This window comes from Amycolatopsis oliviviridis (assembly GCF_014654365.1).
GTDB lineage: Bacteria > Actinomycetota > Actinomycetes > Mycobacteriales > Pseudonocardiaceae > Amycolatopsis > Amycolatopsis oliviviridis.
The window spans coordinates 412,363-425,184 of record NZ_BNAY01000008.1 but is presented as its reverse complement, the minus strand read 5'-3'; the positions used below and the strand labels follow the sequence as shown (position 1 = coordinate 425,184).

At 69.9% G+C, this 12,822-nt stretch carries 11 protein-coding genes; 5 read left to right on the top strand and 6 right to left on the bottom strand.

Features of this window, described 5'->3' with window-relative positions; translation table 11 throughout:
* Window positions 1–79 precede the first annotated feature (79 nt).
* Window positions 80–832 (top strand): PE-PGRS family protein, encoded by a 753-nt coding sequence (locus tag IE302_RS31820; RefSeq protein ID WP_191258125.1) that lies wholly within the window; start codon window positions 80–82, stop codon window positions 830–832.
* A 139-nt stretch (window positions 833–971) separates the two neighbouring features.
* Here the strand turns inward: IE302_RS31820 and IE302_RS31815 are convergent, their stop codons facing one another.
* Window positions 972–2,180, bottom strand: coding sequence for a cytochrome P450 (locus IE302_RS31815; protein ID WP_191258124.1), 1,209 nt, complete (start codon window positions 2,178–2,180; stop codon window positions 972–974).
* Between the two features lie 133 nt (window positions 2,181–2,313).
* Here IE302_RS31815 and IE302_RS31810 point away from each other — a divergent pair, with 133 nt between their 5' ends.
* The gene (locus IE302_RS31810) at window positions 2,314–3,249 is read left to right on the top strand and encodes an ATP-binding cassette domain-containing protein (RefSeq protein ID WP_191258123.1); all 936 of its coding nucleotides are present in this window, start codon (window positions 2,314–2,316) and stop codon (window positions 3,247–3,249) included.
* A gap of 11 nt (window positions 3,250–3,260) precedes the next feature.
* Window positions 3,261–4,037, top strand: coding sequence for an ABC transporter permease (locus IE302_RS31805; RefSeq protein WP_229908053.1), 777 nt, complete (start codon window positions 3,261–3,263; stop codon window positions 4,035–4,037).
* On the opposite strand, the gene IE302_RS31800 is transcribed toward IE302_RS31805, so the two are convergent.
* From IE302_RS31800 to IE302_RS31790, 3 genes are all read right to left on the bottom strand, one after another.
* Complete coding sequence (locus IE302_RS31800) at window positions 4,021–7,146, bottom strand: AfsR/SARP family transcriptional regulator (RefSeq protein ID WP_191258122.1); 3,126 nt, start codon at window positions 7,144–7,146, stop codon at window positions 4,021–4,023. The genes IE302_RS31805 and IE302_RS31800 overlap by 17 nt on opposite strands.
* Window positions 7,147–7,229: 83 nt before the next feature.
* Window positions 7,230–7,799: a YbhB/YbcL family Raf kinase inhibitor-like protein gene (locus tag IE302_RS31795; RefSeq protein WP_191258121.1), complete on the bottom strand. Its 570-nt coding sequence runs from the start codon at window positions 7,797–7,799 to the stop codon at window positions 7,230–7,232.
* 115 nt (window positions 7,800–7,914) lie between these two features.
* Complete coding sequence (locus IE302_RS31790) at window positions 7,915–8,721, bottom strand: NBR1-Ig-like domain-containing protein (protein WP_229908052.1); 807 nt, start codon at window positions 8,719–8,721, stop codon at window positions 7,915–7,917.
* Between the two features lie 230 nt (window positions 8,722–8,951).
* Here IE302_RS31790 and IE302_RS31785 point away from each other — a divergent pair, with 230 nt between their 5' ends.
* Window positions 8,952–9,773, top strand: coding sequence for a peptidoglycan-binding domain-containing protein (locus IE302_RS31785; RefSeq protein WP_191258120.1), 822 nt, complete (start codon window positions 8,952–8,954; stop codon window positions 9,771–9,773).
* Window positions 9,774–9,833: 60 nt separating this feature from the next.
* Window positions 9,834–10,244, top strand: a complete 411-nt coding sequence (locus IE302_RS31780; protein ID WP_191258119.1) for a hypothetical protein — start codon at window positions 9,834–9,836, stop codon at window positions 10,242–10,244.
* A gap of 147 nt (window positions 10,245–10,391) precedes the next feature.
* Here IE302_RS31780 and IE302_RS31775 read toward each other — a convergent pair whose 3' ends face one another.
* Window positions 10,392–11,948 carry an outer membrane protein assembly factor BamB family protein gene (locus tag IE302_RS31775; RefSeq protein ID WP_191258118.1) on the bottom strand — a complete coding sequence of 519 codons (1,557 nt, stop codon included), beginning with the start codon at window positions 11,946–11,948 and terminating at the stop codon, window positions 10,392–10,394.
* Between the two features lie 49 nt (window positions 11,949–11,997).
* Window positions 11,998–12,681 carry a GbsR/MarR family transcriptional regulator gene (locus tag IE302_RS31770; protein WP_191258117.1) on the bottom strand — a complete coding sequence of 228 codons (684 nt, stop codon included), beginning with the start codon at window positions 12,679–12,681 and terminating at the stop codon, window positions 11,998–12,000.
* Between the last annotated feature and the right edge of the window lie 141 nt (window positions 12,682–12,822).

Here is a 12,822-nt window from a genome sequence, read left to right as displayed (position 1 = left end):
TCGTGCCCGATCGTGCACTGTCCGCAGACGGATCGCGCATTCCAGACTGGGATCTCCGGCAGCGAACCCAGGAGGAATCATGACCGAGACCGTGACCACCGACGCCTTCGAAGCCGTTGAGGGCGAACAGAAAATCCAAGTCCCCGCCGACGCGAAGTGGGGCCGCTTCTCCCTGCGAGGAGGACAGGGAGGGCACGGTAACGCGGATTCCGGCGGCCCGGGCCACGGTGCCGAGGTCGAGGCAACGGTGCCGGTCAAAGGCGGGGAAACACTCAAAATCCATGTCGGTAAACAGGCAGGCAGATCCGGCGGTTCCGGGTTCACCACCGGTGGCAGAGGCGGGTCCGGGGAATCCGATTCCGGCCGCAACGGCGGAGGCGGTGGCGGGTCGAGCGCGGTCTGCCGCGGCGACGTGCCGTTGATCGTCGCGGCCGGGGGAGGCGGCGCCGGCGGTGGCTCGCTGGTGGCCCGCGGCGGTGACGGCGGTGCGGGTGACGAGAAGCCGCACAAGGGCGACAGCGGTGAGCGCGGGTCGCTCGGCGTGGGCGGCGACGGCGGAGGCGGTGGTACCGCGAAGACGTCGAAGGGCGACAACGGCCAAGGCGCGCCTGGCGCGTCGACTGCCGGTGGTGGCGGTGGCGGCGGCGCGGGATACGCGCTGAAGGGTGGCGGCGGAGGCGGTGGTGGCGAGTCGGGCACCAACGACTCGGCGGGCGGCGGCGGTGGCGCCGGGGCCTCCTACTACGTCGAGGGTTCCCGTGAACCGAAGATCCACAAGACCGGTGCGAAGGGGGACGGAACGGTCAAACTGTTGGAGTGGCTGAAGAAGTGATCCGGAGGTCGTAAGTACATGAAGGCCCCCTTCCTTGCGCCTATCGCAAGGAAGGGGGCCTTCATGTACCTCAGGCGAGCGAGGGCACAGAGCGCCGGGACCCGACACCCGCATTTGGTCGACTGAATGCGACGAGCGTTTACCAGGTGACCGGCAGTTCGTGCACGCCGTAGATGTTCATGTCGGTCTTGAGCTTGACCTCGTCCGCGGGGACGGCGAGCGCGAGAGTCGGGAAACGGCGCAGCAACCCCTCGAAACCCGCGCGCATTTCGATCCGCGACAGCTGCTGCCCGAGACACTGGTGGATGCCGTGCCCGAAGGAAAGGAGACCGCGGGCGTTGCGGTGGAGGTCCAGGGTGTCGGGGTTCTCGAAGCGCCGCGGATCGCGGTTGGCGGCCAGCAGCGACACGATGACGGTCGAGCCCGCGCGGATCGTTTCGCCGCCGAGCTCCAGGTCTTCCGTGGCGTAGCGGAAAAAGATGTCGGCGACGGACAGATAGCGAAGGAGTTCCTCGACGGCACCGGGCAGCAATTCCGCGTCGGCCCGCAGTTCGGCCAGCTGCGCGGGGTGCTCCAGCAGCGCGAAAGTGCCCAGCGCCAGCATGTTCGCGGTGGTCTCGTGCCCGGCGAGCAGCAGCAGGAACGCCGCGCCCGCCAGTTCCTCGATGGTGAGGTCGTCGTAGCGGCCCAGGTCGGACAGGATGTCGTCACCGGGCGTCTCGCGTTTGCGCGTCACCAGTTCGGTGAGGAAGGTGTTCATCCCGATGAACGCGGCCATCTTCTCTTCCAGCGTCTGGTCCCGGACCATGAGCTGGGCGGAGCTGGCCTGGAAGTTCTCGCGGTCCTCGTAAGGGACGCCGAGCAGTTCGCAGATCACCAGCGACGGCACCGGCAGCGCGAACTCCTTGACCAGGTCGACCGGCGGGACGAGCTTCGCCATCGCGTCCAGGTGCTGTTCGGTGATCTCGACGATGTGCTCTTCGAGCTGCTTCATCCTCTTCACCGTGAAAGCGCCGGTGAGCCGCTTCCGCAGCCGGCCGTGATCCGGCGGGTCCATCGCGACGAACATGCCCGGCATCGGCGGGGACGGTTCGGTCTGGGCGGGCATCCCCGTCTCGTACGGCATGTGCAGGACGCCGATGTCCTGGCGGGAGCTGAACCGGGTGTCGGCCATCATCTGCCGGACCTCGTCGTAGCCGGTGACCAGCCAGCCCTCGTGACCGTCGGGGAAGACCAGGGGACTGACCGGGCGGGCCGCGCGCAGCCGGGTGATCTCGCTGGGCGGGGCGAAGGGACCCGCGTCGCGCTGCATCGGGAGGCCCTGCGGGACGGGAACCGTCTCAGTCATCGGGTTGCCTTTCGTGGTGGTTGTGCCGACCACGTTCTTCGCGGGGCCTGACACGAGGCTGACACGGCGCTGACACCACCCGTGTCAGGGCGGTGGCGGAGGCGTGTCAGGCGGGCCGCCCAAAGTGGCTCCCATGAACGACACAGCGATTGCGGTCTCCGGACTGCGAAAGACCTTCGGCGAGAAGGTCGTGCTCGACGGCATCGACCTGGATGTCCCCGCGGGCACCATCTTCTCCCTGCTCGGCCCGAACGGGGCGGGCAAGACGACCACGGTGAACCTGCTGACCACCTTGATGAAGGCCGACGGCGGCACGGCCAGGGTCGCGGGGCACGATCTCGCGACCGAGGCCAAGGCGATCCGCGCGGCCATCGGCGTCACCGGCCAGTTCGCGGCGGTGGACGAACTGCTGACCGGGCAGGAGAACCTCCAGCTGATGGTGGATCTCAACCGGCGCGCCGCCGGGGGCAAGCGGGTCGTGTCCGACCTGCTGGAGCGCTTCGACCTGGTGGAATCGGCGAAGAAGCCGGCCTCGACCTACTCCGGCGGCATGCGCCGGAAGCTGGATCTGGCGATGACGCTCGTCGGCGATCCGCGGATCATCTTCCTCGACGAGCCGACCACCGGACTGGACCCGCGCAGCCGTCGCACGATGTGGTCCATCATCCGCGACCTGGTCGCGGATGGCGTGACCATCTTCCTCACCACCCAGTACCTCGAGGAAGCCGACCAGCTCGCCGACCGGATCGCGGTCCTCGACCAGGGACAGCTGGTCGCCACCGGAACCCCCGACGAACTCAAGCGCCGGATGCCCGGCACGCACGTCCGGCTCCGGTTCACCAGCGTCACCGAACTCGACGCGGCGGCGGCGATCTTCCGCGGTGCCACCCGGGACGACGAGGCGCTGGCCCTGCGGGTCCCCAGTGACGGCGGGACGAAATCCCTGCGGGAGCTGCTCGACCGGCTCGACGGGCACTCGCTCGCCGCCGAAGAGTTCTCCGTCCACACCCCTGATCTCGATGACGTTTTCCTCGCCCTGACGGGCCGCGACACGGAGGCAGTGAAGTGACTACCCGGACCATGACCACCCAGACCCCTGCCGCCACCATGAGCGCCAAGTCGCCTTCGCTGGTGATGCTGCGCCGCAACTTCAAGCACCTGACCCGCAACCCGACCTCGGTGTTCAACGCGATCCTGATGCCGGTCGTGATGATGCTGATGTTCGTCTACGTGTTCGGCGACGCGTTCAGCGTCGGCGTCGACTACATCGACTACGCGACGCCGGGCCTGATGCTGCTCGCCGTCTGCTACGGCCTCGGGGCCACCGCGACCGCGGTGAACTCCGACATGACGAAGGGCATCATCAACCGTTTCAAGGTCATGGACGTCTCCCGCGGCGCGGTGCTGACCGGGCACGTCGTCACCAGCCTGCTGACCAACCTGATCGCCATCGCGGCGCTCACCGGGGTGGCCTTCCTGCTGGGTTTCTCACCGTCGGCGGGTTTCCTCGACTGGCTCGGCGTCGTCGGGATGGTCGTCCTGCTCGGGTTCGCGGCGGGCTGGCTCACGATCGCGCTCGGCCTGGCGGCGAAGTCCCCGGAGACCGCGGGCATGGCCTCCGTGCCGCTGGTCATGCTGCCGTTCTTCAGCAGCGCGATCGTGCCCGCCGAGAAGATGGGCCCCGGACTCCGGGAATTCGCGGAGTACCAGCCTTTTACCCCGATCATCGAGACCCTCCGCGGGCTTCTCAACGGGGCGCCCGCCGCGAGCGACGTGTTCCCCGCCCTCGGCTGGTGCGCCGGGATCGCGCTGGTCGGCTACCTGTGGGCGTCCTCGACGTTCAAGAAGCGAGCGTGACCTCGACCAGCTCGGTCCAATCCGCAGTGGTGCCCTCTCGCGCCGCCTCCGCGAACTTCGTTTCGCCGAGGCGGCGCAGCACTGTCTCCTCGATCCGCGCCACGTCGGGACGCGACCGGTCCGGCAGCCCGCGCAGCTCGTCGGCCGCCGCGAGCAGCCGCGCGGCCTGCTCCGGATCGTCGCGGCGCAGGGCGTAGTCCGCGATCCCGACGATCATGTGGGCGATCACGGGCACGTGCCGCACCTCGCTCGCCGCCTCCCAGGCCGCTTTCCGGTGTTCCCTCGCTTCGCCGAGGTCGTCCGCGAAATAGCCTTGCAGGTCGTGGGCGATGGCACGGACGTGTCCCAGATCCGCTTCGTTGCCCATCACGGCCAGCGCGATGTCGAGCTCCCGTGCGGCTTCTTCGGTCTCACCGCGCCAGTGCGCGAGTTCCGCGCGGGCGAGGGCCAGCATGCCCAGCGCGCCCGGCCACGTGACCTGTTCGGCGCGCCGCCGCGCTTCGATCGCGGCGGCCGCGCTGGCTTCCTCGTCGCCCATCAGCCAGTACAGCTGGGCCTGCCGCGACTGCAGCCGGATGAGGTCCTCGACGGAACCGACCTCGGTCACCACCGTGATCGCCTGTCCGTAGTACTCGCACGCGGTCGCGAACTCGCCGCGGGTGGCGATCCGGTCCGCCAGTTCGGTCAGGGCGAACGAGATCCCGAATCGTTCGCCGAGGGCGCGGAACTCGGTGAGTGACTGTTCGAGGTACGCCTCCGCCTCCGGGCCGGGCTGTCCCAGCGTGATCCGGAGCTTGCCGAGATGCAGCCTGGCCAGTGCGCGTACCCAGGGATTCTCGTCCTCCAGCACCGGTTCCCACGCGGCCGCCGGTTCCGCTCCGGTCAGCATGCGTTGCAGCGCACCGACGAGTCCGAACAGCGGGTGGTGTTTCGCGCCGCTTTGGCTGAGCCGGTACGACTCGTGGATCCACTTCGCCGCGGTGTTCTCGTCGGCGAAACCGGAGCTGACGAACAGCGAGACGAGTCCGTACACCACGGCCGTGACCTCGTCCGGCGTCTCACCGGGGACTTCGACGGCCGCGCTGACCAGTTCCATGCCTTCCGTGCGGTGCCCGCTGAGCCACCAGTACCAGCCGCAGGCCGCCGCGAGCCGCATCGCCGCCGGTGCCTCGCCCGCCGCGAGCGCGCGGCGCATCGCGGACGTGATGTTGTCGTGGTCGGCGTTGAGCTTGGCGAGCCAGTCCAGTTGCTCGGCCTCGCGGAGCATCGGCTCCGCGGCCTCGGCGAGCTCGATGAAGTAGGCGAGATGCGCGTCGCGGGCCAGCGCCGATTCCCCCGCCTCGGCGAGCCGGAGTTCGGCGTACTCCTTGATCGTGCCGAGCATCCGGTAGCGCGGCGCTTCGTCGCCCGCGGCGACCAGCAGCGACTTCTCGGTCAGCGCGGTGAGCAGTTCGAGCACTTCGTACTGCTCGACGGCTTCACTCACGCAGACGTGCTCGGCCGCTTCCAGGCTCGCCCCGCCCGAGAACACCGAGAGCCGGCACAGGACCGTCCGCTCGGCGTCGCTCAGCAGCTCCCAGCTCCAGTCGACCATGGCGCGCAACGTCCGGTGCCGGGGCAGCGCGGTCCGGCTGCCGCCGGTCAGCAGGCGGAACCGGTCGTCGAGCCGGTTGGCGAGCTGGTCGATGGACATCGTGCGCAGCCGGGCCGCGGCGAGTTCGATCGCCAGCGGCATCCCGTCCAGCACCCGGCAGACCCGCGCCATCGTGGCGAGGGTGACCTCGTCGGCCACGAAATCCTTGCGTACCGCGCTCGCCCGGTCCCGCAGCAGCCGGACGGCGGGGGAGGACTCGACCTCGCCGGGCGCGGCGTGCGGGTCCGGCAGGGCCAGCGGCACGACCTGCCACAACGCCTCGCCGGTGATGCCGAGCGGTTCCCGGCTCGTGGCCAGGATCCGCAGACGGCGGCATTCCCCGAGGACTCGATGCGCGAACGCCGCGGCCGCCTCGATCACGTGCTCGCAGTTGTCGAGGATCAGCAGGACTTCGCGATCGCGGATCGCGGCGATGATCCGGTCGGCGGGTTCGGCGTTCGATGAGTCGCCGAGCAGCGCGTCCCGCAGCCCGAGGCCCGCGAGCGTCGCCTGGGCGACATCGCCGTCCGGGCCGATGGCCGCGAGTTCCACCAGCCACGCGCCGTCCGGCAGGTCACCGAGCAGGGTGCGCGCGGTTTCCGTAGCCAGCCTGGTCTTTCCCGAACCGCCGGGACCGATCAGGGTGGTGAGCCGGTGCACGGCGACGAGGTCGCGGACCTTGGCGACGTCCGCGTCCTTGCCGACGAAACTGGTCAGCTCGGCGCGCACGTTGGTCTTGCGGTTCTCCTCCCGCCGTCCCAGCTCGCCGCGCAGCAGCGCGACGTGCACCGCGGACAGTTCCGGCGAAGGGTCGACGCCCAGCGCGTCGGCGAGGGCTTCCCGCGTGCGCTGGTACACGAGCAGAGCTTCGGTGTCGCGGCCCGTCGCCGCGAGGGCCCGCATCAGCGCGGCGACGATCCGCTCGCGCAAGGGATGCGCGGCCGCCAGGTCGGTCAGTTCGGTGACCAGTTTCGCGCCGTGACCGAGGTCGATCTCCGCGTCGAACCGGTCCTCCAGCGCCGTCAGGCGGAGCCCTTCGAGCCGGGTGACCGCGGCGTCGAACGCCTCGCTGTCCTGCAGGCCGACGTCCTGCATGGCCCCACCGCGCCACAGGGCGAGGGCCTCACGCAGCCGCCTCGGCTCCTCGTCGCCGCGGGCCTGGCCGACGAGGCGTTCGAACCGCACGGCGTCGACGTCTTCGGGCGCCACTTTCAGCCGGTAGCCGTCCGGCTGGCCCTCGACGACCCCTTCCGGCAGTACCTTCCGCAGCCGGGAAACCAAGCGCTGCAAGGCGTTCGTCGCGTCGGCGGGCGGCTGTTCGCCCCAGATCCAGTCGACGAGCGTCGCTTTCGGGACCACCCGGCCCGGTTCGAGCGCGAGGGCGATCAGCAGCCCTCGCAGCCGGGCGCCCGGGACGTCGGCGAGCCCGCCGTCATCCGTGCGAACCTCGAAGGAGCCCAGCATCCCGATCTGCATTGGGCCGATTTTGCCACGGGTGATCAGCGGGCCCACCGGGGCGGACGCCGGTTGGCTCTGCGTATCCCGGCGGTGTCACCGAGCTACGATTCGCCGGTGATCCTCGCCGTGCCGATCGACGCCGCGGTGATCGCCCTGGCGGCGGTCTGCGTCGACGAGCTGGAGTTCAGATTCGTGAGCGACGCCCGGTTGAGGGCGTGCACGACGAACTCGTAGGTGTTCACCGTCGAGGGTGAGCACGGTCCCTGGTAGCCGTAAAGGCTCGCGCTCCCGCGGTAGTAGATCTGCCGGGAGCCGGCGGGAACGGGCGGCTGGTAGACGTGCTGGACGTTCTGGGGGAGCGAGGCCGTTGCCGCCGGGATGTCGTAGATGACCCAGTGGATGAGGTTGTTGTTGTCGAGGTCGCGCATGACGATGGCGTAGCTCTTGGCCGCGGCGGGACCGCCCGACCAGGCCAGCGGCGGCGACTCGTTCCTCTTGGCCGGGTCCTGCCCGCCGCCGCTGGTGCATTCGTGGACCTTGGGCATGAGACCGCCGTTGGCGAAAGCGGTACTGGACAGGGCGAACGCGTTCGGGGCCGCCGAGGCCGCGGGGGAAAGGCACGCGGCGCCGAGGGCGAATAAGGCGCAGAACACGATTCTCGTTGTTCTCATGGGAGACTCCCGAGGAATTTTGTGATTTCCGTGCGCGGAATTCAGCGTAGGCAGCCGGGAATCAGGCGGCTAGCGTACTTTTCCGGCCGAACGAGGTGTTTTCCGGTGATTCGGCTCAGGGGCGCACGAGTACGGAGAAGTAGATCGGCCGGTTGCCGGGGAACAGTTCCCGGTCCTGTTCGTCGACCATCTTCCAGAACACCTTGCAGTCGGCCGGGGCGGTCGGCGGGGTGCCCACGGTGACCGTCACCTGCACGTTCCCCTGCGGCGCGGTGTCGTTGACCGGGATCCGGTCCGGGGTGCGGCAGGCGCCGGGCGCGACCGGGAGGTCGGTGCGGCGCAGGTACCGCTTCTTCCATTCGACGGTGCCGGTGTTCTTCAGCTCCCACACCTTCACGAACTGCGTGCCCGGTTTGACGACGGTGTCGTCGGGAATGGTCACGTCGGCGACGAACTTGCTCGCATCGCCGGGATGCGGCGGTTCGGGCGCGTTCTCGCCACCCGGCAGCAGGACGACCACGACGGCGGCGATCGCGGCGGCGACGACGAGGGCCAGCGGCACCAGGACCCGTTTGGACCGCCACTGTGACCGGGCCGGCGCGGGGTCTGGCGCGGGATCCGGTTCGCGGTCGGCGGAGAGCACGAGCTGGACGCCCTGCCATCGGGCGTGCCACTCCTCCTCGTCACCGTCGCAGGCGCGGACGAACTCCCGGACGGTCTCCCAGGGCTGGAGCCGACGCCCGGTGACGGTGAGATGCAGGGTCGCGTGCGACACCGCGCCGGACTTCGCGGCCATCTTCCGAAAGGAGGGCTCCCCGGCCCGCGTCCGGAGCTTCCGCAGCTCGTCCATGAACGCTTCGAGCTCCGGCGTCCGCTCTTCCGCTTGCGCTCCCGGCACGCTTCCCCTCGCGTTCGTGTCCAACGTGACAACTGTTTTCGTCACTCTGCGCGGCCAGGTGACTATATCGCGAACTTCGTCCCGATCGCCGTGCCGACCAGCGGAATCGCTCTGGCGCCCACGCTGTCAAACGCTGTCAACCTGCGGTTTTTGACGTCAGACGTTGCGTACAAGCGGTTCCGGACGCCCCCGCGTTCAGGGCAGTGTCGGTCACGAGCTGTTCACAGGGAGCAGCACCGAGTGAAGGAGCAGTCATGCGCAAGGTGGCAACCGCCGCGACGTTCACCGCTCTGACCGGAGCCGCGCTCATGGGGGTCACGGCGGGACAGCCCGCGGTGGCCGCGCCGTCGGTCAACATGGAGGCCGTGATCAAGGCGGCCATGTGGGATCCGTACAAGGCCGACCAGGCGATCACGCCGGGTTCCGGCCCGAGCGTCAAGGTGGTCGAAGAGGCACTGGCGGCGAAGAACCTGCTCGACAAGAAGCAGGTCGACGGTCACTTCGGCACCTCGACGGTCAAGGCGTACGAGAAGTACCAGAAGTCCCTGGGGCACAGCGGCCTGGCCGCCACCGGTCTGCCGGGCAAGGGTTCGCTGACCGAACTGGGCAAGGGCCGCTACACCGTGACCGCGCCGATCAGCGTCGGTTCGAAGACCAGCCTGGACGGCAAGACGGTGAACAAGCGCACCGCCGACATGATCGCGGCCGCCGAGAAGAAGGCCGGGGTCAAGTTCACCATCACCCAGGGTTCGTACAACGCCGGCGGCGTCGGCGCTTCGGGTGGCACGCACGACGGCGGCGGTGCCGTCGACATCTCGGTGAACAACATCTCGAACAAGACCGCCGCGGTGAAGGCCCTGCGTGAGGTCGGGTTCGCCGCGTGGCACCGCACCCCGAGCCAGGGTGACTGGGCCGAGCACATCCACGGCATCGCGATCAGCGACACCGACATGTCGCCGCAGGCGCAGGCTCAGGCCGGCGACTACTTCAAGGGCCTCAACGGCCTGGCGAGCCACGCCAAGGACGACGGCCCGCAGGTGAAGAAGGTGACCTGGGAAGAGTTCAAGCGCGGGTGACCTCGCTGAGTCCTGGGCGGGCGGCTTCGGCCGCCCGCCCTTCTCCGTAAAGTCGTCTTCGTGGACGACGTCATCGCGGACCTGGACACCAGTACGTTCAGGCCGGTCGAGGGATTCGCCGTGCGCTTGTTCCCGCGGGGAGGCAGGCTCGGAGACGGGTTGCGGTTCATCGACGGCGAAGACACGGTGCTCGCCGAGTTCTCCTGGTGGGACAACGTGGAAGTGACCTTGCGAGGGTGGACGCTCGACGACGTCCCGCTGGGCACCCCGCGGGAACCGTTCTTCGAATCCGACCAATGCTGGCTCTTGCTGATCTGGCGCGAGGGCGAGGACGTGCTGATCGCCGAGACGGACGATCCCGGGGATCCCGTGTTCGAACGGCGGTCCCGAGTGCCCGCTTCGGCCTACCTCGACGCTTGGAAGGTCGCCTTGCGCGAGGTGTCGCTCAGGGTGAGGGGTGTGTGGAAATAGGGACGTTCAACGTCCCTATTTCTACACACCCCTTCACGACCGGACCGGTCACGCGGGACTGTGTGGATTTTTACCCATCCAACGCACCGAAATCCACACAGTCAGCGACCCGGCAGGCAAGAAGACCTTCACGCGCGGCGAAAGCGATCACCCGGTCGCGGGAAACCCGACGACCGGGGTGTCGCCCGCCCGGGCGGCCACTAGCGCGCCAGGGGCCGGGACGAGCGCGTGGCGGCCGGAGCCGGAGAGCAGGCCGCCGATCGGTTCGCCGGGCGGCGGCCATGAGACCGGGAGGGTGGACGCGGGGGAGCCGTCGAGCTCCTGCCGGTGCACCACCATCCCGCCGCCGGGCGAGCCGCACAGGCGCAGGTACGCCGTCGGTGTGGTGGCCTGCGCCCGCCGGTCCGGGCAGGCGGCGAGGTCGACGGCCACCCCGCCGTCCAGGGTGGCCGCGGTGGTCTTCCCGTTCTCGTCGCGTTCCGAGACGGCCACCGGGCCGAGCGTGATCCGCGCCGGCGCCTTGGGGTCCATTGTGGACACGAGGGTTCCGGTGGCGGCGTCGAGCACGACGTCGGTGTTCCGGCCGCTCGCCAGGCCCGAGTACCGCAGGGACAGGGAAACCTTGCCGCCGCCGGGGGACGCGTGCAGATAGTAGTCGGCCTTCTCGTCCGACGGCCGGGTCACCGGCAGCCGGTGCTCCCAGCGTGGCGTGCCCGTGCGCTCGTCCAGGCCGAGCACGCTGAGCCGGTCCTGGCACAGCAGCGGCGCCAGCACCACGTCACGGCCGCTCGCGGGCAGCGCGAACGGGGAAACGCACCCTTCGGGCGCTTTCCACGACCACAGCGGGATTCCGCCGCGCAGGTCGAGCGCGTCGACGCGGAAGTCGTTGTCCCCCAGGTAGGTGAGCGACGGCAGCACGGTGGACGTCGGCGCCAGCAGATCGGGGCCGTGGACGTCGTCGATCAGCGTCTCCTGGACCGCGGCGCCGGTGAACGCGTCGAGAACCGTGAGGTGATGACGGTCCTTCCCGCCGTCGCGGGGAGCGAAGACGGCCAGCAGCAGAAGCCCGTCCGGAGTGGGGACGAGCGCGCGGACGTGGGCGCCGGGGCGGGCGTAGGTCCAGCGCACCGCGCCCGTCGGCCCGTCGAGCGCGGTGACCTCGCCGCCGGTCCCGGCGACCGCCACCCCGGTGCCTGCCGCGACCACGTCGAGCACCGGGGACGACGGGGTCCAGGTCCAGGGCACGGCCGTCACCCGGTCGGCGGGCGCGGGCGCCGTGACGGCCGTGGCAGTCGTCGACCGCACGGCCAGGCCGGGCACGGTCGTCACGGCGGTCACCGTCCCCGCGGCGAGCACCGCCACGAGCGGGACCGCGAGCCACCACCGGACCGGTCGCGGGAGGCTCGCCACCCCGAGCGTGACGGCGGCGGCCACCGCGAGCACCGCTGTCGCACCGCCCGGGGTGCCGCTGCCGAGATCCGTGCTCAGGCAGTAGACCGCCCAGCCGGTGGCGCCCACCGCGCAGACCAGCGCGGAAACCCTCGCTCCGGTGGACTTCCCGAACGTCAGCAGGGCCGCGAGTACCGACGCCGCGGCGACCAGCGCCACTTCGAGATCCGGCCGGTCCGGGCGGGCCGCCCCACCGGGGAGGAACACCGCCAGCACCGCGCAGCCCGCGGCGAGCGCCGCGACCACCACTCCCATGACCGGATCCTGACATGACCGGAATCGCCGGGAGACCGTCGAAATGACGTCACCGCGGGCTCGTGCGCCGCCAGTGTTCGGCCGCCTCGCTCATGTCCTTGTGCAGATGCCGGAAGAACCGGCTGGTGGACTCCAGCCGCGCCCCGGCCGGGCCGTCGAACAGCCCGGCGCCGCGCCGGGTGACGTCCGCCCACGCGGTCATCGCTTCGAGGCTGGCCTGCCAGGCCCGGTAGCCGAACTGGTCGTCGATGACGTAACGCTGCCGCCTGCCGTCGCGTTCGCGGCCGATCAGACCGCGTTGTTCCAGCCAGCCGACGGCCTTGGACACCGACGCGGGGCTGACCTCCAGCCTGGCGACGAGTTCGGCGGCGGTACTGCCGCCGGTGTCCCCGGTGAACAGGCAGGCCAGGACCCGGGCCATCATCGACGGCACCCCGGTCGCGGCCATCATCCCGGCGAACTCGGTCTCGAAGTCCCGCAGCGCCTCCGGGGTCCGCTCGGCGGGGTCGGCGACAGGCGGCGGACCGGGTTTGCGTCTACGCGCCCGCCACCGCGTCGCCTGCTCCGCCTGTCCCGCGCGGTAACCGTGAGCGCCGCCGTTGCGCGCCACCTCGCGGATGACCGTCGATTTCGGGCGGTCCAGCCGCCGGGCGATCTCGGCGTAGGTGAGCCCGGCCGTCAGTCCCGAAGCGATGTGCCTGCGCTCGTCGTGGGTCAGGCGGTTTCCCGGCACCTGTTCACCCGCTCCGGTGCATTCAGCTGCATGGTCATTGCATCGATTGTAGGCCCTTCAACTGGGGGAACACAGAAGTGTCGTTGCTGCGAGAGGAAATCCGGTGTTTCGTGAATGGTGAAGAGATCGGGAGGTGCACAA